Annotated in this window: 17 protein-coding genes; 10 read left to right on the top strand and 7 right to left on the bottom strand. The window is 73.9% G+C overall.

Annotated elements, in window-relative coordinates; translation table 11 throughout:
- Window positions 1-2 precede the first annotated feature (2 nt).
- From F8568_RS00170 to F8568_RS00160, 3 genes are all read right to left on the bottom strand, one after another.
- Window positions 3-1,160 carry a DegT/DnrJ/EryC1/StrS family aminotransferase gene (locus tag F8568_RS00170; protein WP_151589917.1) on the bottom strand — a complete coding sequence of 386 codons (1,158 nt, stop codon included), beginning with the start codon at window positions 1,158-1,160 and terminating at the stop codon, window positions 3-5.
- A gap of 3 nt (window positions 1,161-1,163) precedes the next feature.
- On the bottom strand, window positions 1,164-2,615 hold the full coding sequence (locus tag F8568_RS00165) for a YveK family protein (RefSeq protein WP_151589915.1): 1,452 nt from the start codon (window positions 2,613-2,615) through the stop codon (window positions 1,164-1,166).
- A gap of 185 nt (window positions 2,616-2,800) precedes the next feature.
- Entirely contained in the window at window positions 2,801-3,466 is a 666-nt protein-coding gene (locus F8568_RS00160) for a response regulator transcription factor (protein WP_160573443.1), read from the bottom strand.
- Between the two features lie 292 nt (window positions 3,467-3,758).
- On the opposite strand from F8568_RS00160, the gene galE reads away from it, so the two are divergent.
- Window positions 3,759-4,772, top strand: a complete 1,014-nt coding sequence (gene galE / locus F8568_RS00155; protein WP_151589911.1) for a UDP-glucose 4-epimerase GalE — start codon at window positions 3,759-3,761, stop codon at window positions 4,770-4,772.
- A gap of 89 nt (window positions 4,773-4,861) precedes the next feature.
- On the opposite strand, the gene F8568_RS00150 is transcribed toward galE, so the two are convergent.
- Window positions 4,862-5,428 carry a DUF2752 domain-containing protein gene (locus tag F8568_RS00150; RefSeq protein ID WP_151589909.1) on the bottom strand — a complete coding sequence of 189 codons (567 nt, stop codon included), beginning with the start codon at window positions 5,426-5,428 and terminating at the stop codon, window positions 4,862-4,864.
- A 354-nt stretch (window positions 5,429-5,782) separates the two neighbouring features.
- On the opposite strand from F8568_RS00150, the gene F8568_RS00145 reads away from it, so the two are divergent.
- The gene (locus tag F8568_RS00145; protein ID WP_202124331.1) at window positions 5,783-6,259 is read left to right on the top strand and encodes a hypothetical protein; all 477 of its coding nucleotides are present in this window, start codon (window positions 5,783-5,785) and stop codon (window positions 6,257-6,259) included.
- On the opposite strand, the gene F8568_RS00140 is transcribed toward F8568_RS00145, so the two are convergent.
- Entirely contained in the window at window positions 6,228-7,301 is a 1,074-nt protein-coding gene (locus tag F8568_RS00140) for a hypothetical protein (RefSeq protein ID WP_151589907.1), read from the bottom strand. The two genes, F8568_RS00145 and F8568_RS00140, sit on opposite strands and share 32 nt — an antisense overlap.
- A gap of 37 nt (window positions 7,302-7,338) precedes the next feature.
- The gene (locus F8568_RS00135; protein WP_151589905.1) at window positions 7,339-7,932 is read right to left on the bottom strand and encodes a TetR/AcrR family transcriptional regulator; all 594 of its coding nucleotides are present in this window, start codon (window positions 7,930-7,932) and stop codon (window positions 7,339-7,341) included.
- Window positions 7,933-8,042: 110 nt separating this feature from the next.
- Here F8568_RS00135 and F8568_RS00130 point away from each other — a divergent pair, with 110 nt between their 5' ends.
- From F8568_RS00130 to F8568_RS00095, 8 genes are all read left to right on the top strand, one after another.
- The gene (locus F8568_RS00130; RefSeq protein WP_151589903.1) at window positions 8,043-8,504 is read left to right on the top strand and encodes a cupin domain-containing protein; all 462 of its coding nucleotides are present in this window, start codon (window positions 8,043-8,045) and stop codon (window positions 8,502-8,504) included.
- Window positions 8,505-8,511: 7 nt separating this feature from the next.
- Entirely contained in the window at window positions 8,512-9,297 is a 786-nt protein-coding gene (locus F8568_RS00125; protein WP_151589901.1) for an alpha/beta fold hydrolase, read from the top strand.
- Window positions 9,298-9,457: 160 nt separating this feature from the next.
- Window positions 9,458-10,069, top strand: coding sequence for a TetR/AcrR family transcriptional regulator (locus tag F8568_RS00120; RefSeq protein WP_151589899.1), 612 nt, complete (start codon window positions 9,458-9,460; stop codon window positions 10,067-10,069).
- Between the two features lie 77 nt (window positions 10,070-10,146).
- On the top strand, window positions 10,147-10,776 hold the full coding sequence (locus F8568_RS00115) for a LysE family translocator (RefSeq protein ID WP_151589897.1): 630 nt from the start codon (window positions 10,147-10,149) through the stop codon (window positions 10,774-10,776).
- A 128-nt stretch (window positions 10,777-10,904) separates the two neighbouring features.
- A complete protein-coding gene (locus F8568_RS00110) occupies window positions 10,905-12,266 on the top strand; it encodes a PucR family transcriptional regulator (RefSeq protein ID WP_328600650.1) in 1,362 nt (453 codons plus the stop codon).
- Window positions 12,267-12,357: 91 nt separating this feature from the next.
- On the top strand, window positions 12,358-12,963 hold the full coding sequence (locus F8568_RS00105) for a TetR/AcrR family transcriptional regulator (protein WP_151589895.1): 606 nt from the start codon (window positions 12,358-12,360) through the stop codon (window positions 12,961-12,963).
- Window positions 12,960-14,327 (top strand): MFS transporter, encoded by a 1,368-nt coding sequence (locus F8568_RS00100; protein ID WP_151589893.1) that lies wholly within the window; start codon window positions 12,960-12,962, stop codon window positions 14,325-14,327. The genes F8568_RS00105 and F8568_RS00100 overlap by 4 nt, the downstream gene beginning before the upstream one ends.
- Entirely contained in the window at window positions 14,317-15,792 is a 1,476-nt protein-coding gene (locus tag F8568_RS00095; RefSeq protein WP_151589891.1) for a pyridoxal phosphate-dependent decarboxylase family protein, read from the top strand. Before F8568_RS00100 ends, F8568_RS00095 begins: the two co-directional genes overlap by 11 nt.
- On the opposite strand, the gene F8568_RS50100 is transcribed toward F8568_RS00095, so the two are convergent.
- A complete protein-coding gene (locus F8568_RS50100; protein WP_328600649.1) occupies window positions 15,789-17,927 on the bottom strand; it encodes a D-alanyl-D-alanine carboxypeptidase in 2,139 nt (712 codons plus the stop codon). The genes F8568_RS00095 and F8568_RS50100 overlap by 4 nt on opposite strands.
- Between the last annotated feature and the right edge of the window lie 213 nt (window positions 17,928-18,140).

Below are 18,140 nucleotides of genomic sequence, written 5' to 3'. Positions count from 1 at the left end.
GGTCAGCTCCGGGCCCGCAGCGCCTCGGTGAGTGCGGCGATGACGCGGTCCTGCCCGTCGGGCGTCAGCCCCGGATACAGCGGAAGGGACAGCAGCTCCTCGCCGACCCGGTCGGTCACCGGCACCCGCGCGCACTCGTCCGCGCCCAGGATGTCCCGGTACGACGTCATCTGGTTGACGGGGATGAAATGGACGGACGTCGACACGCCCGCCGCCTCCAGCTCCGCGCTCACCGCGTCCCGGTCCGGGACCCGCACCTGGTAGAGATGCCAGGCGTGCTGGATCCCGCCGAGGTCGCGCTGCGGCAGCGTCAGGCCGGGCAGGTCGCGGAACGCCTCGTCGTAGCCGGCGACGATCTCGGCGCGGCGCCGCTGCCACTCCGGCAGCGCGGCGAGCTGCGCCCGCCCGATCGCCGCCTGCACGTCCGTCATGTTCGCCTTCAGCCCGACCCGCTTCACGTCGTACCGCCAGCTGCCGCCCGGCAGGTACCGCTTCCACGAGTCCTTGCTCATCCCGTGCAGCCGCATCGCGCGGACCTTCTCCTGCAGCCCCTCGTCGCTCGTCGCGACCGCGCCGCCCTCGCCGATCGGCATGTTCTTGGTGGCGTAGAAGGAGAAGCACGCCGCGAACGACTCCGACCCGACGGGCCTGCCGCCGCGCGCCGCGCCCGGGCCGTGCGCCGCGTCCTCGATCACCCGCGTCCGGTCCAGCCCGGCCGCGTCCGCCAGCGCCGCCACGTCCACCGGGTAACCGCCCTGGTTCTGCACGATCATCGCCGCCGGGTCGACCCGGGCGGCCGCCGCGGCGACCGTCTCGGGGCTCGGCACCAGCGTGTCCTCGTCGATGTCGACCAGCACCGGCCGGTGCCCCGCGTGCAGGATCGCGTTGATCGCGCCGCAGAACGTCAGGCTCGGCGTCAGCACCGCCGACCCCGGCGGCAGCTCCAGCCCGCGCAGGCACAGCTCCAGCGCGGTCGTGCACGAGGCGACCGCGACGACGTGCGCGGCGCCCAGGTAGTCGGCGAACTCCTGCTCGAACGCCGCCGTCTGCGGCCCCGTGGTGATCCACCCCGAGTCGAGGACCTTCACCACGGCGTCCGACACCTCGCCCGCCAGCGACGGGATCGTGAACGGAACGGTGGACTGACCGGCTGAACTCATCTGCTACCCCTTGATCTTGCGGGACGTGGCGATGACACCGAGGAGCGGCCAGCCGGACGCGGCGACCAGGTCCCGGACCGTCTCCAGTCCCGACACCCGCGTCACCGGACCGACCACCACGACCACCCCGACCTCGTCGTCGGAGCCCGGATCGATGTCCTCGAAGGCGTGCACGTGGCACACCGCGCGCGCGGGCACCGGGACCGGCTGGGTGATCTCCGAGGGGGAGACCGCCTCGCCGGACTTCTTCGTCATCACGGCGGTGCCGCCCCCGGCGCGGACCAGCGACGTGCTCTTGCCCGTGCCGGGGCCGGAGCTGTTCAGCGACGGGCCGTCGCCCGGCTCGTCGCCGGACCCGCCGTCCTTGTCCGGCTTGCCGGGCTTGGGCTCGCCGCTCTTCGGCTTCGCCGCGGCCGTGACGGTGCCGCCGCCGTCTCCGTCGCCCGGACGCTGCCGGACGGGACGGGCGCCGACCACCTTCGTCCGGTCCCCGTACACCGCCGACGCCACCGACGACACCAGGTCGGCGGGCAGCGGGCCGGGCGCGCCGACCAGCGTGACCTGCCCGACCTCCTCCTTGCGGGCGGCGAGCCGGACCCGCCGGCCGAGGTCGGCGAGCTCCGCCGGGCCCCGGTCCGCCCAGCCGAGCAGCGGGACGCCGAGCCGCCGCGCGACCCGCCGCTGCCCGGGGATCGTCGGCCGGGCCATCTCGTTCACGACCGCGATCAGGATCCCGGCGACCAGCCCGACCAGGCCCGCGACGACCGCCATCATGACCGCCGGGTCGCTCTTCGGCGCGAGCACCGCCGGCTGCACCACCGAGGCGTTCCCCGCCGCCAGCAGCTGCGCCTGCAGGTCCGACCGGTTGGACCGCAGGTCGGTCAGCTCCGCCTGCACCCGCTCCCGCTCGTTCGCGGCGCCGATGTCGGGGTTCGGCTGCGCGCCGGCCCGCCGCGACAGCGGCCCGAGCTTCTTCTCCAGGTCGTGCATCCGCTTGTCGATGTCGGCGAGCTGCTGGTCGATCGCGCCCTGGTTGGAGTCGTTGATCTCCTTCACCACGGCCGCGCCGATCGCGTCGGTCAGCTTCCGGGCGGCCTGCGGGTCCTTGTCCTTCACCGACAGCTCCACCACCGTCGAGGTGCCGAGGCCGGCGACCCCGATGTCCTTCGCGAGCTTGGTCGTCGACCGGTGCAGGTGCAGCTGCCCCAGCACCCCGGCGAGCAGGTTGTCGCTGGTCGCGAACGCCTTCACCTGGCTGACCTCGGTGCTGACGCCCGCGTCCCCGGCCGCCGCGTCCGCGGCCTTCGCGGTGGCCTGCAGGCGCGTCTTGGCGACCGCGGGCGGGTCCTGCCGGCTCATCACCCCGCCCACCAGCACCAGCGGGACGACCGTCATGAGCAGCAGGAGCGCCCAGTAGCTGCGGGCGACGCGCGCCGCGACCTCATCGATCTCCACGGGTCTCCCCTCCGGGCCTCCGGCTTCGTACGGCCGAGCGTAGGAAGGCCCGATGCCGCCCGAATCGCCCAAACGACGACCCCCCACTACGCCGTTTGCACCAGACCCGACCCGTTGACTTGCGGCGAGTCGTCGTTATGGGCGGTCGGATAACGACGACTCGCCGCAAGTCAACGCATCGCCGGTCAGGGGCCGGCGCCGGGGCGCATGCCGGCGCGCATCGCGAGCGTGATCGCCTCCAGCGCCGAGTGCAGGTCGAGCTTGGCCAGCAGGTTCTGCGTGTGCGTGCGGACGGTGTTGGCCGACAGCCCCAGCCGCTCGGCGATCTCCGCGCGGCCGAGGCCGTCGACCATGCACTGCAGCACCTCGCGCTCGCGCGGCGTCAGCTCCGCGAGCAGCCGCGCGCCGCCGGCGTCCCGCGGGTCGCCCGCGACGAGCCGGCGCAGCACCTCGCCGAGCACGTCCGGCGGGATCCACCCGCCCTGCCGCGCCGCCGACCGGATCACCCGCGCGACCAGGTCCGCGCCCTCGGTCTTGGACAGCCAGCCGACCGCGCCGCGCCGCACCGCCTGCACCAGCGTGTCCAGGTCGCTCATCGCGGTCAGCACCACCACCCGCACGTCCGGGTGGTCCTCGCGGACGCGGTCCAGGACGTCCAGGCCGCTCTCCGCGCCCAGCGTCATGTCCAGCACGATCACCTGCGGGCGCTCGGCGCCGGCGAGCGCCAGCGCGCGCCGCGCGTCCGCGGCGATCGGCAGGATCACCAGATCGGGCTCGCGGCCCAGCCGGGCGGCGAGCGCCTCGGCGAACAGCGCGTGGTCGTCCACGATCAGGACCCGGATCGGTTGCATCCACCGACGATGACCGGTGCGGACGCGATCCGGATCCTGCAAACGCTGTAGTCGTTTCGGACATGCGGCGGCGGCCGTGGCACCGGGCACCGAACCCGGCCCGCGCGCCCGCGCGGAGATCTCCGCAGGTGGCGGGCGCGCGCGAGGATACCGTGCGCGGACGCCCCGCACCGGCCGGCGGTTCACCGCCGTCCGGACCCGGTCAGCTGAAGTGCGGCCCGTTGACCATCCGCGACCCGCTGCTGATCCTGTGCGTGACCGAGCAGGGACGCACCGGCGCAGGGGATGCCATATGAAAGTCCTGATCACAGGGGGAGCCGGGTTCATCGGCAGCACGATCGCGTCCGCGTTCGCCGAACGCGGGATCACGCCGGTGGTGCTCGACAGCCTCGTCACGGGCCGGCAGGAGTTCACCGACGGGAAGATCTTCTACCAGGGCGACATCGGGGACGGGGACCTCGTCGACGCGATCTTCCGGGAGCATCCGGACATCGGCGTCGCCGTGCACTGTGCGGCGCTGATCGTGGTGCCGGACTCGATGAAGGACCCGCTCCGCTACTACCGGGTCAACCTCGGGCGCACCCGCGACTTCGCCGAGCACCTCGTCCGCAACGGCTGCGACCGGATGATCTTCGCGTCGACCGCGGGCATGTACCGGCCGGAGGCCGACCTGTCGGTGACGGAGACCTCCGCGCTGGAGCCGCAGAACCCCTACACCCGCTCGAAGATGATGGCCGAGCTGATGCTCGAGGACGTCTGCCGGGCCACCTCGCTGCGGGTCGTCTCGCTGCGCTACCTCAACCCGATCGGCGCCGACCCGCAGCTGCGCACCGGCCTGCAGAGCAGCAAGCCGACGCACGCGCTCGGCAAGATGATCGAGTCGTACGAGCTGGGCGTCCCGTTCAAGATCACCGGAGTGGACTGGGACACCCGGGACGGCACCGCGATCCGCGACTACATCCACGTCTGGGACATCGCCCGCGCGTTCTGCGAGGCGGCGGACCGGTTCGACGCGATCGTGCCGCCGCTGCGCCCGGCCGGGGAGGGCTCCGGCTACGAGGTGATCAACCTCGGCACCGGCGACGGCACCACCGTCCGCGAGCTGGTCGACGCGTTCCGCGAGGTCGTCGGGGAGGCGTTCGTCGCCGAGGAGGCGCCGGCGCGTCCCGGCGACGTCGTCGGCGCCTTCGTGAACCCGGCCAAGGCGTGGGAGCTGCTGCGCTGGAAGCCCGAGTACACCATCGAGGACGCCATCCGGCACTCCCTCCAGTGGGCCGAGCGCCGCCGCGAGCTCGACGTCGCCTGATCGGCCTCCGGCCCGCCCGCCCGGGGCTCGCCCGGTCCCTCCACCCTTCCGCAGGAGGGACCGGACGAGCCGGAGCGCGAGGGCGGGCGTCAGCCGCGGGGCCGCCCCGCACGGAACCGGCGGACGAGCGGCAGCACGACGAGCATCTGCACCGCCGCGGCCGCCGCCGCGACGACCGTCGCGAGGCCCATGCCCATCACCTGGTGCCGCAGGCTCCCGTCGTCGCTGCGCAGCATCGCCGCGTGCGACGCCTGGTACGCCCACAGCGCCGCGACGGCCAGGGCGGCCAGCGCCCAGACGGCGGCCGGGCGCAGCACGTGCACGTTCACCCAGCGTCCGGTGGCCAGCCCCGCGCCCCACCTGACCAGCACCAGCAGCGCGCCCGGCACCACCGCGAACGCGAGCGGGTTGTAGTGCCACGCGGTGGCGACGTCCCCGCGCATCAGCGCCTGCACCGCCCGCGTCCCGCCGCACAGCGGGCACACCATGCCGATCAGCCGGAGCGGGCTGTGCACGGCGATCGGCGGCAGCCCGAACACCGCCATCAGCGCCCCGGCCACCAGCCCCGCCACCGCCACCGCGCGAAGCCGCCGATGCCGGTCGTCCCGGTCCCAGCTCACCCGGACGGGCACCCACCCGCCGCCGCGCTCCCGCATGCCCTCACGCCCTCCGCCCGTGACCGCTCCGTTCTACCCTGCCCTGGCCTCTCCCGGCGTCCCGGGCCGGGAACATCCGGCCGCGGAGCAACGCGTCGACCCGCTCCGCCGCCCACCGCGCATCCCCGAGCAGGGTTTTCGCACCCTTGACCGGCGACGTGGTAACACCAGGTGCCGCCGTGCGGACGAACCCCGGCCGCGACCCTGACCTGCCGCTCCGGCCCGAGCGCGAAGACCCACAGCAGCAACGGCCGCACCGGCAGTTTCCGTAGGTTAATAGCTACTTTGCGTTCGCGGATGGCTTACTTGGATGGGGCGAAGTTGCTTCTGCGTCGCGCGGATTGACTGCTCTCCATGGACGAAACGCTCGAACTCAAGCGGTGGACCGACCGATACATGGCGCAGTGGAACGAGCCCGACCCCGAGGCGCGGTGGGCCCTCATCCGGGAACCGTGGGCGCCCGACGGCCTCCAGGTCCTGGTGAACCCGCCGCAGGAGGCCCGGGATGCCGCCGCGAACCTGGGCATCCCGCACCCCTCGCTCGAGGTCCGCGGCCACGAGAGCCTCAACACCCGCGTGTCCCGCGCCTACGAGATGTTCATCGAGCCCGGCGAGCACACCTTCCAGGCCGCCGCGGAACCCGCCGTCCTCATGCCGAACATCATCGCGTTCCGCTGGTCAATGGTCTCGATCGCCACCGGCGAGGCCGTCGGCGGCGGCCTCGAGATCATCACCCTCGACGAGAACCTGCGGTCCCGCGTGCGGGGATGCGATTCCCTGGAGGGAATGACGGCGGGCGTCAGAGGCCGAGGCGTTTCCGTAGTCCGGTGAGGCGGCCTGGCGGGGTAGGCCTCGCCGAAATGGACAGGGACCATTTCGCGTGATCGTGGGCGTCGACCACAAGGTATCCGGGGCCGCAGATGGGACGGCTTTTCAGCGCGCCGGACGAGCCCCGCATGACCGCCGACATGCTGGTGTAAGGGCAGCGCTCCCCGCGCCGATGCTTCTTCAGGCACCGGTAGCGGACGGTCCAGGCCCGCTCTGTCTCGATGTGGATTCCCAGTAGGGCGGGGGAGTCCGCGCGGTGGACGAGCACTTCCGATCCGAGTCCGGCGCATTCCCGGTCCAGTTCGATCGCGTCGTCGATCGGCCGTATCCGCAGAGACCACGACCCTTTTCCGGTACGCGGGGACCAGGGGGAGACCTCGAAATGCGTCGGCCCGGGCGCGGCGGTCTCGGAGGTGGCGGGGAGGTAGGACCGTTGCCGCGACGTGTCGTTCAGGACGAAGACGTGCAGGGGATCGCCCGGCGCTTCCGGGGAGGTGATGGACACGGCCTTGAACTCGGTGCTGCCGGCTCCGCTGCTGGTCATCTCCACGATCGCGGGCCGTCCGGGGCGCGGCCAGTCGATCGGGAAGAGGTAGGTGCGGTGGAGGTCGCCGGAGTAGGCGAAGCGGCCGTGCAGGTGCGGGTCCGGCGCGGGCGCGCCGCGGCCGCGGATGGCCCGGGAGACGTCGATGGGCACCGGTAGGCCGTGGGTGCGGGCATCGAGCCTGGTCAGCGCGTTTCTGGCGGTGGCCAGGGCATGGTTCGCGCGCTCGGTGTCCCCGGCGGTGAGGGCCTGCGTGGCCTCGCCGTAGGCGTCGAGCGCGCGGCGGTAGTCGGCCACGGATTCGGCGGGGACGCCCGGTGCCGTCGGGTCGAACGCGAGCGCGGCGAGTTCCTCGCCGAGTTCGGTGGTGACCCCGTCCAGCTCGGCCAGGTGCCGGTCGCGCGCGGCGAGGGCGGGCGGGCGCCGCCGGACGGCGCGGGCGGCGAGCAGGGCGAGCAGGGCGCTGGCGGCTCCGAGCAGGTAGGTGATGATGAACGCCACGGCGGCCCCCGGACGAGCGGATCTCTTGCGATGGACTCTACGTCTGCGCGGCGAACGCCGCTCGGGTGAGGGTCGCGGCGGTTTCGACGGCGGTGGCGACGGCGTCGTCGGGGGAGAGGCCGCACAGGTCGGTGAGGACGAAGAACGCCTCGGCGCCGCAGGCCAGGGCGAGGGAGTGCTTGAGGCGGGCCAGGGCGCCGGGGGACGGGTCCGCGAAGGGGGCCAGGGCGCGGTCGATCAGCGCGAACCGCATGCCGGGGCGGGCGCCGGAGCGGGCCGGCGCGGTGATGGTGGTGGAGATCATCGCGCGGACGGCGGCCTCGTGGGCGCGGACGTGGCGGAGCAGGTAGCCGGTGGCGAACGCGACCCGCTCGACCGGGTCGGAGGAGGCGGCGACGGGGGCGAGGGCCTGTTCCGGACCGGGCCAGACGGCGACGAGAGCCTCCCGCAGGAGCGAGGTCAGGTCGGGGAAGTAGCGGTAGGCGGTGGCCTCGGACACGAGGGCGGCCTTCGCCACCCGCGGCATCGTCACCTCGGCGCCGGACCGGGCGAGGTCGCGGCAGGCGTCCACGATCGCCTTGCGCGTCCGGGCCTTCTGGTTCGCGCGTCCGGTGGCGGTCTCGGCCTCCATCGTCCGGCTCCTTCCTGAGAAATGGCTTTCTTTGTGAGAGTGTACTTGCATGAACTGATGCGGGCACCCTATCGTCATGAGAGAGCACTCTCACGAAGGAAGGAGCCGCCATGGGCAGGGTCGCGATCGTCCGGCCGGACGAGGGGGAGAGCGTGCGGCTGGGGACCACCACGATGCGGATCCTGGAGGACGGCACCACGACCGGTCACCGCCTGGGGATCGGCGAGATCACCGTCGCCCCGCACACCGAGGGGCCGCCGCAGCACCGGCACGCGCGGCACGACGAGGGCTTCTACGTGGTGTCGGGCACCGCGCGGTTCACGGTCGGCGAGGCCAGTTACGACGTCCCGGCCGGGACGCTCGCGATGATCCCGCCGGGCGCGCCGCACACGTTCGCCAATCCCGGTGACGAGCCGCTCGTGCTGCTGAACACCTTCACCCCCGACCTTTACGTCCAGTACTTCCGCGACCTGAAGGCGATGATCGAGTCGGGCGTGGAGTTCACGCCGGAGGCGAGCGTCGAGGTCATGAAGCGCTACGCCACCGAGCCGGCGACCGAATACGACGAATAGGAGTCCCATGCCCGAGTACCTGCAGTCCACGTCCTTCGGGGACGTTCCGCTGACCGTTGATGAAAGCGGAGAGGGAAAGCCGGTTCTGCTGCTGCACGGTGGCGCCGGACCCGTTTCAGTGAGTGGTTTCGCCGGGATGCTGGCCGGGCGGGGGCGCCGCGTCCTCACGCCCGTCCACCCCGGGTTCGGCGGTACGGCGCGTCCGGAGGGACTCGATTCGGTCCGGGGGCTCGCCGAGGTGTATGCGCGGCTGCTGGAGGATCTGGAAGTCGAGAATGCGACCGTTATCGGGAGTTCGGTCGGCGGGTGGGTGGCGGCGGAGCTCGCTCTCGCCGCGCCGGAGCGTTTGGAAGCGCTGGTGCTGCTCGACGCCGTCGGCCTGGAAAGCGCCGAGCATCCCGTCGCGGATTTCTTCTCGCTGACGTTCGACCAGGTCGTCGACCTGAGCTATGCGAATCCGGACGCGTTCCGGATCGACCTTTCCGCGCTCCCCGACGAGCAGAAGCGCATCGCGGCCGGGAACCGGGACGCGTTGCGCGTCTACGGCGGGGAGTCGATGGCCGACCCGAGCCTGAAGGAACGGCTGGCGGCCGTTTCCACGCCGGCGCTGGTGGTGTGGGGTGAGGCCGACCGGATGGTGACGCCCGCCTACGGCAGGGAGTACGCCGACGCCATCCCGGGAGCCGGTTTCCACGTGATCGAGCGCGCCGGGCACCTGCCGCAGATCGAGGCGCCCGGCGTCCTGCTGGCGCTGGTCGAGGAGTTCGCGGAGGCCGCGGTGAAGAGCGCGTAAGACCGCCGTCTAAGCTGGCGTCCCTGCCGAGCGAGCGGTAGGTGAGAACCAGAGGGACCGGCCGCGCCCGACGCCGCGCCGGGCCGCCCGCGGGCGGCCCGGCGGAGCGAAAAGACCGAAGGTGCGGGAGAATGGGGGACGGTCACAGCGAGGAGGCGCTTTGAGCGGCGATGTGCGGTTCACCGTCACGCGGACGCTGACCAAGGACCAGCAGGCCAGGCGCGAGCGGCTGATCGACGCGGCGCGCGATCTCGCGCGCGAGGGCGGCTACCCGGCCGTCACCATGCACGACGTGGCGGACCGCGCCGGGGTGGCCCGCGCGACCGTGTACCGCTACTTCGCCACCAAGGACCACCTGCTCACCGAGGTCGCCGCGACCTGGGCGCACCGCATCACCGGCGACATCGACGCGCTCGCGGTCGGGGACACGCCGGTCGAGCGGCTCACCGCGCTGCTGGAGCGGATCGTCGAGGTCGCGGCGCAGGAGCGGACCCTGACCTCGGCCATCATCCAGGCGGTGACCTCGGACGACTCCAGCGTGGACGACGCGCGCACGGTGCTGTTCCTGTTCGTCCGCGACCGGCTGTCGGCGGCGATCGGCGAGCCGGTGCCCGCGCGCGACGAGGTGGAGGTCGTGCTCGGGCACATCCTGCTCGCCGCCCTGGTCAGCCTGGCCTCGCTGCGCCGGCCCACCGAGGAGATCAGGGACATGGTCCGCACGTCCGGGCGGCTCGTGCTCGCCGGCGCGCTGGCGAGCACGACGACGGCCTGATCAGGCCATATTGGTCCATTTTCCGTGCGCCCTATTGGCCCTGTTGCGAGGACCATCGGGTTCGTAGCGTTCGGCGGGTGACGAACCCACCGCTGTTCCTGCTCGCCGCGCTCGCCCTCGTCGCGATCCCCGGGCCCAACCACCTGTACATCACCGCGCGCAGCATCGGGGAGGGGCGCCGCGCGGGCGTCGTGTCCGCGCTCGGCGTCGAGTCCGGCATGCTGGTGCACATCGGTGCCGCGGCGGCCGGGCTGTCCGCGCTCGTCGCCGCGTCCGCCACCGCGTTCGGCGTGCTGCGCTACGTGGGCGCCGCCTACTTCGTCTTCCTCGCCTACCGGACGCTCCGCGCCGGCGACGGCCACGACGCGCCGCTCCTGCGCCCCCGCCCGCTGCGCCGCGTCTACCTCGACGGCGTGCTGGTGAACGTGCTGAACCCGAAGGTCGTGCTGTTCTTTCTGGCGTTCCTGCCGCAGTTCGCCGACCGGCGGGCCGGTGCCGTCCCGCTGCAGATCGCGGTGATGGGCCTGGTCACCGCGCTGATCGGGCTGACCGCCGATCTCGTCTACGCGGTCGCCGCCGGGTCCCTCGGCGGATGGCTGCGGGCCCGGCCCGGGTTCCGCCGCCGGCAGCGGTACGCCACCGGGCTCGTCTGCCTCGGCCTCGGCGCCGCCGCCGTGCTCGCCGGGCCGGACGCCCGGCGTCCATAGGTTTCCGATGAACGCTTTGTCAGTCGGCTTATAAGCGTCCCACCGCAATGCGTCACCGACCGTGCAGCCCGCCGCCCGACGGCTCGGTAACTTCCGGAGCGACCCAATCGGGGGCGGGAGGTGCGAAGGTGACGACGAGCCTGAAGGCTTTCGCCGGCGGGGCCGGCGGGGCCGGGGCGTCCGGAGGGCCCGGGGAGGCCGGCGGGGAGCCCGCCGCGGACGGCGGCGCCCGCTCGCCGCTGAAGCCGTGGGCCGGGGTGCCGAGCGAGCTGTCGGAGATGTTCCGGCCGCACCTGGAGGCCCTCGCCGAGGAGATGATCGAGGAGATCCTCGCCGGGATCCCCGAGTACGCGCGCCCGCAGGACGAGGAGTACGCCCGCCTCGTCCGGCTCGCCGTGGAGGGCGCGCTCCGCCAGTTCGTCGACCTGATCATGGACCCGGAGAGCTCCTGGGAGTCCGTCGCCGCCGTCTACCGGGAGATCGGCTGGGCCGAGGCCCGCGAGGGCCGCAACCTCGACATCCTGCAGACCTCGCTGCGGCTCGGCGCCCGCGTCGCCTGGCGGCGGCTCGCGTCGGAGTCCGAGCGGTACAACATCTCCCGCCGCACCCTCGCCAGCATCGCCGAGGCGATCTTCGCGTTCCTCGACGAGATCGCCCGCGCCGCCACCGAGGGGTACACCAAGGCCCGCGAGCAGGAGGCCGGCGAGCTGGAGCACCGCCGCCGCCGGCTGCTGGACATGCTGCTCGCCGAGCCGCCCGCCGCGCCGCAGGCCGTCGCCGACCTCGCCCGGCTCGCGCAGTGGCGCGTCCCCCGGACGGTCGCCGCGGTCGTCCTGTACGAGCGGGGGCAGCAGCCGTTCTCGCACCCGTCGCTGCCGCCGGACGTCCTCGCCGACGTCAACCGGCGCGAGCCGTGCCTGCTCGTCCCGGACCCCGAGGGGCCCGGACGCGGCCGGATGCTGGAGTCGGCGCTGCGCGACTGGGTCGCCGCGCTCGGCCCGACCGTCCGCACCGAGGACGCCGCGAAGTCGCTGCGCTGGGCCCGCGAGGCGCTGCCGCTCGCGCGCCGCGGCATCCTCGCCTCCGACCGGCTGATCCGCTGCGCCGACCACATGCCGGCGCTGGTGGTGTTCAAGGACGAGGAGCTGGTGCGCGCCATCGCCGACCTGCGGCTCGCGCCGCTGAAGACCGTCCGGCCGCGGCACCGCGAGCGGCTCATGCGCACGCTCCTGTCGTGCCTGCAGAACGGGTTCAACGCCACCGAGGTCGCGAGCCGGCTGCACGTCCACCCGCAGACCGTCCGGTACCGGCTGCACCAGCTGGAGGAGCTGTTCGGGGACCGGCTGTACGACCCGGAGACGCGGCTGGAGATGGAGATGGTGCTGACCGTCTGGCTCACCGACCCGCCGGACGACCGGCAGGGCGCGGACGTGATCGCGCTGGACGGCCCGCGCCGCCGCGGCCAGGACGCCCCCGCCGGCGAGCAGTAGCCGCGCACCGAGCGCCGGGTCCGCGCCGCGTCGCCCGGTCCCTTCCATCAAGCGATTGACCAAGAGCCCGGCGGGACCCTACGGTGCTGCCATGACCAGCGACTCCGGCCGGGAGCGCATCCTCGTCGCCGCGACCCGGCTGTTCGCCGGACTCGGCTACGACGGCACCTCCACCCGCCTGATCGCCGAGGCCGCCGGGCTCAACATCGCCACCGTCGCCTACCACACCGGCGGCAAGCGCGACCTCTACCTCGCCGTGATGGAACGCGCCCACCGCACCGAACGCGCCGCCCTCGAAGCCGCCCTCGCCGACCTCACGCCCGACGCCGCCGGGATCCTCGGCCTCGTCGACCGCTACATCGACTTCTGCGCCGCCCATCCCGAGATCCCCGCCCTGTGGATGCACCGCTGGCTCTCGGACGCGTCCGACATCGCCGACCTCGAGAACCGCTACGTAAAACCGCTGATGGACGCGGTCGTCAAGGCGGTCGGCGACGCCGTCGGCGACGGCGCCGACATCGAGTACGTCGCCTGGACCGTCATCTGGTCCACCCACGGGTTCGGCCAGGGCGGCGTCCTGCGCGGCGACGGCCGCCGGCACCGCATGGACGACCCCGCCGCCCTCGCCCGCTTCCGCGCCAACCTGCACCGGCTCGTCCTCGCCGGGCTGAACCTCGACGCCAGGGCCGCGCTGTGACGGCGCGCACCGCGACCGCGAGCGCGGCGGTGCCGCGGCGGCGGCTCCTCGGCTACGGCGTCGGGTCCGTCGGCACCGGCGTGTTCTCCGCCGTCCCCGGCCTGCTGCTCCTGTACTACCTGACCGACGTCCTAGGCGTCTCGGCGGCGGTCGCGGGCGCGGTGCTCGTCGTCCCGAAGGCGTGGGACGTGGTGCTGAACCCGGTCGTCGGCGCCGCCAGCGACCGCGAGGCCGTCCGGACCGGCCACCGCACCCGGCTGCTGCTGGTCGGCGGCGCGGCGCTGCCGCTGCTGTTCGCCGCCATGTTCGCCGTCCCGGTCGACTCGCCCGGATTCGGCGCCGGCTGGGCCGCGGTCGCGTTCCTGCTGGCGGCGAGCGCGTTCGCCTGCTTCCAGGTGCCGTACGTGGCGCTGCCCGCCGAGATCTCCGACCTGCCGTCCGAGCGCGGCCGGGCGATGGCGTGGCGGGTCGTCTGCCTGACCCTCGGCATCCTCGTCGCCGGCGGCCTCGCGCCCGCCCTGTCGGACTCCGCCGGCGGAGGACGCGGCGGATACGCGCTGATGGGCGCCGTCATCGGGGCCGTCATGGGCGCCGCGCTGGTCACCAGCGCGCTGGCCAACCGGTGGATCCCGTCCACCCCGGGCCCGCGGCCCCTCGGCCTGGTCGCCGCGCTGCGCGCCGCGCGCGGCAACCGCCCGTTCTTCGCGCTGCTCGGCGGCTGCGCCGCGCACACCCTCGCGGTCGCGATCATGCTGGCGGGCGCCCCGTACGTCGCGACCTACCGGCTCGACGACTACGGCCTCACCTCCGCGATGTTCGTGTGCATGGTCGGGCCGAGCGCGGTCGCCGTCCCGCTCTGGCGGAAGATGTCCGTGCGGTACGGGATCGTCCCCTGCTACGGCACGGCGCTCGTCATGTTCGCCGCCACCGGCTTCGCGTCCTACCCGGCGATCTCCGCCGGGTCCCGGCCCGGCGTGCTGCTCCTCGCCGCGCTGACCGGCGTCTGCTACGCCGCCGTCCAGCTGTTCCCGCTGTCGCTGCTGCCCGAGACCGTCCACGCCGACAAGGGACGCACCGGGCAGGCCCAGGCCGGCGCCTTCACCGGGCTGTGGACGGCCGCCGAGACCGGCGCCCTCGCCCTCGGCCCCGGCGTGTTCGCGCTGGTCCTGTCGGTGTCGTCGTTCCGCTCGTCCGACCTCGACGAACCGGTCCGCCAGACCGGCTCCGCCCTCACCGGGCTGACGGTCGGGTTCTCGATCGTCCCGGCCCTGCTGTTCCTGCTGGCCGTCCCGTTCCTGCTGGCCTACCGCCGGCTCGCCGCCGCCCACCGCACCACCGAGGAAGCACAGCCCCATGCCGTCTGAACCCGCCGAAGCCGCCCCGGGGGGCGGTCCCCCCTCGGGCACTACTGAGACCGCCCTGCCGGAGCACGGCCGCACGGCCGGCGACCTGCTCACCGAACTCGCCCGGCTCCGCGACGCCGACCTGCCCGTGCGCGGCGGCCACGTCACCGCCTACGTCTACGACACCGGACGCGAGGCCGTGCACGACCTCGCCGCCACCGCCTACCGGGAGATGCTCGAGGTCAACTGCCTCGACCCGACCGCGTTCCCCAGCATCGTCGCCCTGGAGCGCCGCGTCGTCTCCGCCGTCGCGGACCGGCTCGGCGGCGGCACCGGCATCTTCACCAGCGGCGGCACCGAGTCGATCATGCTCGCGGTGAAGGGCGCGCGGGACGCCCGGCCCGTCGCCGGACGGCCCCGGATCGTCCTGCCGGCCACCGCGCACCCCGCGTTCCACAAGGCCGCGCACTACCTCGGCCTCGCCGTCGACCCCGTCCCCGTGGACGGCGGCTTCCGCGCCGACCCGGCCGCCGTCGCGGCCGCGATCACCCCCGACACCGTCCTCGTCGTCGCGTCCGCGCCGTCCTACCCGCAGGGCGTCATGGACCCGGTCGAGGAGATCGCCGCCATCGCCGCGTCCGCCGGGGTGCTCTGCCACGTCGACGCGTGCGTCGGCGGCTGGGTGCTGCCCTGGCTCCGCGACCTCGGACGCCCCGTCCCGCCGTTCGACCTGTCCGTCCCCGGCGTCACGTCCATCTCCTGCGACCTGCACAAGTACGGGTACGCGCCGAAGGGGGCGTCCGTCGTGCTGTTCGCCGACGAGTCCGTCCGCCGCGCCGCCTACTTCGCGTCCGCCGAATGGCCCGGCTACACCGTCATCAACGCCGGCGTCCAGAGCAGCAAGAGCGCCGGGCCCCTCGGCGCCGCCTGGGCCACCCTCAACGCCGTCGGCGCGCGCGGCTACCGCGACCTCGCCGCGACCGCCATGGGCACCGCCGAACGGTTCATCGCGGGCGTCGCCGCCATCCCGGGCCTGCGCGTCCTCGGCGAACCGGCCGTCCCGCTGGTCGCCGTCGCCTCCGACGACCCCGCGCTCGACGTGTTCACCGTCGCCGACGAGGCCCGCGCCCGCGGCTGGTTCTTCCAGCCGCAGCTCGCCTACCAGGGCATCCCGCCGAACCTGCACTTCACCCTCACCGGCGTCAGCGACGTCGACGCGCTGCTGTCCGCGCTCGCCGACGCCGCCGAGGCCGCCCGCGCCGTCGGCCCGCCCGACGTGCCCGCCGATCTCCTCGACGCCCTCGCCGGCCTCGACCTCGACGCGCTCGACGACGCCGGCTTCACCGGCCTGCTCGCCGCCGTCGGCGTCGACCTCGACGGCGGCGGCCCCGAGATGGCGGTCGTCAACACCGTCCTCAACGGCCTGCCGCCGGCCACCCGCGAGGCCCTGCTCGTCCGGTTCCTGTCCGCCCTCTACGCCGGTTAGTTCACCCGGATCAGCCGCTTCAGGTACGACGGCTCGTCCAGCTGCGAGCCGAGCACCAGCGGCACCTTCGCGGCGCCCGCCGTCACCTCGCCGACCCGCTCGCCGGCGGCCCCCTGGTGCGGCGGGTCGCCCTGGACCGCCACCGGCACCCGCAGCCCCGGCCACCCGACCACCGTCACCGGGGACGCGGCGCGCAGCGGCGTCGTCCCGCCGAGCCCGTCGTCGACCGTCCCGACCTTCGCGCCCTTCGGCGCCAGCGTCGCCGCCGTCAGCGAGCCCTCCACCGCCTGGATGAGCCGCCCGGCCGCCTCCACCGCCCCCTGCGCGCTCGGCGACTTCTGCGCCATCACCGCACCGAGGATCAGCGTCGGCACGCCCCCGACCTTCTGCCGCGCCGCGAACACGAAGTTCCCGCCGGCCGCGTCGGTGTAGCCGGTCTTCCCGCCGACCACCCCGTACTGCCCGACCAGGACGTTCCCGCCCGGCCGCGCCGGGCTCCCGTCGTCCGGCACGTACGCGCGCCGGTTCACGATCTCGGCGAACGCCGGCACCCGCATCGCCGCCCGCAGCAGCTTCACCTGGTCCGCAGCGGTGCTCACCGTCCCCGCGTCGTAACCGCTCGGGTCGGTGTAGCGGGTGCTGGTCATCCCGAGCTCGCGCGCCGTCGCGTTCATCTTCGCGACGAACGGCTGGTCGCCGCCCGAGTCCCAGCGCGCCAGCTCGTGCGCCAGGTCGTTCGCCGAGATGATCAGCAGCGCCTCGAGCGCCTTGCGCTCGGTCAGCCGCTGACCCGCCGTGATGCCGAGCAGCGACTCCCCGCGCTTCTTGCGCACCGGGATCTCCGCCACGCCCTGCGGCGACACCGTCAGCACCGGCCCCGCCTCGCCCGTCTTCAGCGGATGGTCGCGCAGGTACACGTACGCCGTCATCACCTTCGCGACGCTCGCCGTCGGCGTCGGCGCGGACCCGCCGGACGACCCCATCGTCCCGAGGCCGTCCACGTACACCGCCGACTGGCCCACCGCCGGCCACGGCAGCGACGGCGCCGCGCCCTGGAACACGTGGCTCGACGCCAGGCTCAGCTTCACCGCCGGGTCGGGGACGGGCCGGATCAGTTGCCCGGCCACCACGCCCACCACCAGCACCAGCGCCGCGATGAGCACGATGGCCAGACGCCGCCGCTTCGGACGCCGCTCGGCCACGGGGGCGGGCGGGGCGGAGGCCTGCGGCGCGGCGACCTCCCAAGGCCCGCTCTGCCCAGGCCGCACCGGCACCGCGGCTCCCTGCGGCGCTGCGCCCTGCGGCGCGTCCCACCGGACGGACTCGGGCCGGAACTCGCCCGCGGGCGCCTGCTGCGGTGCTTGCTGCGGCGCCGACTGAGCCTGCTGCGGCGCCTCCCACGGTGCGGGCGCGGGACTTTGGCGCGGCGTCTCCCGCCACTCCTGCCCGCCCGGCCGCACCGGCGCCGCCGGCCCCGGTGCGGTGCTGGTTTCCGGCGCGGGAGCCTCCCACGAGACGGGCAGCCGCTCGACCCGCGTCACCGCCGCCGGTGCCCCCGCCCACGGCTCCGGCGCCGCGGTCTCCGTGGAGTCCGGCGGCTCGTCCTCCTCGGTGCCTGCCGGCTCCTCGTCCGCCGCGCCCCTCTCCGGCTCGCCCTCCTCGGCGGCCTCCGGCTCGGCGGTGTCTTCGGCGTCTTCCGCCGGGGCGGGAGGCGGTTCCGCCTCGTCCCCGGCCTCGGCGGGCTCGGCGGGATCTTCCGGCTCGGCCTCCGCGGTCTCCGTTCCCGGCTCTTCCGCTTGCGCGTCCGCGGTCTCCGGCGCCTCTTCCGCGCTTTCCTCTTCGGCGCTTTCCTCTTCGTCCGCGCTCGCGGTTTCCGTCTCCGGCGGCGTGCCCTCTTCGGACGTCTCCTCGCGAGCCTCGTCCTCCTGCGCGCCGGAGGCGTCCTCGCCTTCCGGTTCGGCCGGCGAGTCCTCGGCGGGCTTGGCCGGGCGCCGGATGTCGGGCCTGGTCAGCGAGGCGTTCTTGGCCGGGGCGGGCGCGGGGATGCGGAACTCGGCGGTGGCGGTCCGGCCGGGCTCGTGTTCGGCGTCCTCCGGGCGGTCGGCCGGCTCCGGTCGCTTCGGGACGTCGTTCACGGGCCGGCCCCCTCATAGGCTCGATGATCACGCATGCGGACGGGGGTGGTCCTTAGGCGTGGATCCCCCGTGCACCTAGAAAGATGCCAACTTTAGCGGCGAGGTTCGCGCTGTTATGCATCGGTGATCTGCGGCGGCATGGCAGCGTCCACCGAAGGCACCGGACGCCCGTGAACCCGGCGGCGTGGTTGCGGAGATACACCGCTGACACTG

The sequence above is a fragment of the Actinomadura physcomitrii genome, assembly GCF_008923205.2.
Classification (GTDB): Bacteria; Actinomycetota; Actinomycetes; order Streptosporangiales; family Streptosporangiaceae; genus Spirillospora; species Spirillospora physcomitrii.
Note: the sequence above shows the minus strand (reverse complement) of the source record. Positions and strands in the feature narration are given on the sequence as shown.

What these genes read in the sequence shown, in the direction of transcription:
- F8568_RS00170 (WP_151589917.1), bottom strand. Translation starts at nt 1,160, where the DNA reads ATGAGTTCAGCCGGTCAGTCCACCGTTCCGTTCACGATCCCGTCGCTG.
- F8568_RS00160 (WP_160573443.1), bottom strand. Translation starts at nt 3,466, where the DNA reads ATGCAACCGATCCGGGTCCTGATCGTGGACGACCACGCGCTGTTCGCC.
- galE (WP_151589911.1), top strand. Translation starts at nt 3,759, where the DNA reads ATGAAAGTCCTGATCACAGGGGGAGCCGGGTTCATCGGCAGCACGATC.
- F8568_RS00150 (WP_151589909.1), bottom strand. Translation starts at nt 5,428, where the DNA reads ATGCGGGAGCGCGGCGGCGGGTGGGTGCCCGTCCGGGTGAGCTGGGAC.
- F8568_RS00145 (WP_202124331.1), top strand. Translation starts at nt 5,783, where the DNA reads ATGGACGAAACGCTCGAACTCAAGCGGTGGACCGACCGATACATGGCG.
- F8568_RS00135 (WP_151589905.1), bottom strand. Translation starts at nt 7,932, where the DNA reads ATGGAGGCCGAGACCGCCACCGGACGCGCGAACCAGAAGGCCCGGACG.
- F8568_RS00130 (WP_151589903.1), top strand. Translation starts at nt 8,043, where the DNA reads ATGGGCAGGGTCGCGATCGTCCGGCCGGACGAGGGGGAGAGCGTGCGG.
- F8568_RS00125 (WP_151589901.1), top strand. Translation starts at nt 8,512, where the DNA reads ATGCCCGAGTACCTGCAGTCCACGTCCTTCGGGGACGTTCCGCTGACC.
- F8568_RS00105 (WP_151589895.1), top strand. Translation starts at nt 12,358, where the DNA reads ATGACCAGCGACTCCGGCCGGGAGCGCATCCTCGTCGCCGCGACCCGG.
- F8568_RS00095 (WP_151589891.1), top strand. Translation starts at nt 14,317, where the DNA reads ATGCCGTCTGAACCCGCCGAAGCCGCCCCGGGGGGCGGTCCCCCCTCG.